1 protein-coding gene is annotated in these 938 nt (G+C 74.5%); it reads right to left on the reverse strand.

Annotation, left to right across the window (positions count from 1 at the left end; translation table 11 throughout):
• Positions 1-92: 92 nt before the first annotated feature.
• Positions 93-875, reverse strand: coding sequence for an alpha/beta hydrolase family protein (locus tag DEIPI_RS0104410; protein ID WP_027480979.1), 783 nt, complete (start codon positions 873-875; stop codon positions 93-95).
• Positions 876-938 lie beyond the last annotated feature (63 nt).

The following is a 938-nucleotide window of genomic DNA, read 5'->3' on the forward strand; positions in this document are numbered from 1 at the left end:
CGGCACGCGCACCTCCGCGCCCGCGACACGCGCGAGCTGGATGGGATGCGCCATCGTCTGCGGGCGCACGTCGGGCGGGACGAGCAGCAGCCTCACGCGGCCACCTCCGGGTCCTCGCCCAGCAGGGCGCGGCGCATGAACGACACCGCCGCGTCCCGCATGCCGGGACTCGTGTAGTGCTCCACGCCCTCGAACACGCGCGCCTCCAGCTTCTCGGGACTGCCCGCCTCGTCGTACGCCGCGCGGTACGCGGCGAGGGTCGCGTCGAAGTCCGTCAGGGGAAAGACGGGATCCCGGTCACCGTGCAGCAGCAGCACGCTCGCGGGCGGCGCGAGCCGCGCGTGCTCCACGGGACGGTGCGTCTCGATGAAATGCCGCGCGAAGGGCACCGTCACTTCTGGCTCGTCCCACACGCCGCCGCTGGAGATCACCGCGACGGCCTCCACGCGCCGCTCGCGCTGCGCGAGCACGTGCGCCGTGTAGCCGCCCATCGAGATGCCGATCACGCCCGTCGGGACGAGCCCGAAGGCCTCGCGCGCCGCCTCGATCACGCCGGGCGCCTCCAGCGCCGTGCGCGCCGCGCACACCCGCAGGAAGTTCCGGTAGCCCAGCACCTCCGCCGACAGGTGAGGCTCGCGCCGCTCGCCGTGCCCGGCGCTGTCGGGCAGCACCACCGCCACGCCGCTCCCCACCAGGGACGTGAACACCCCGAGGTTGCCCTCCTTCGACGCGGTCACGCCGTGATACACCACCACGAGCGCCGACGCCTCGCCCAGCGGGCGCTCCACGAGGCAGGGCACGCCCGCCAGCACGCGCCGCTCCACCACGTACGGCACGTCCCCCGCGAGGGCCGTCGCGTACGGCACGCCCGTCATACGTTCGCTCCCTGCGCGCGAAGCGCCTCCCGCAGCAGGGACGTGTCCACCGCGCGCACGTCG

It is taken from the genome of Deinococcus pimensis DSM 21231, assembly GCF_000519345.1.
GTDB lineage: Bacteria > Deinococcota > Deinococci > Deinococcales > Deinococcaceae > Deinococcus_A > Deinococcus_A pimensis.

Bases quoted from the DNA above. Each gene is read 5' to 3' on its own strand.
- DEIPI_RS0104410 (WP_027480979.1), bottom strand. From the start codon at position 875: ATGACGGGCGTGCCGTACGCGACGGCCCTCGCGGGGGACGTGCCGTAC.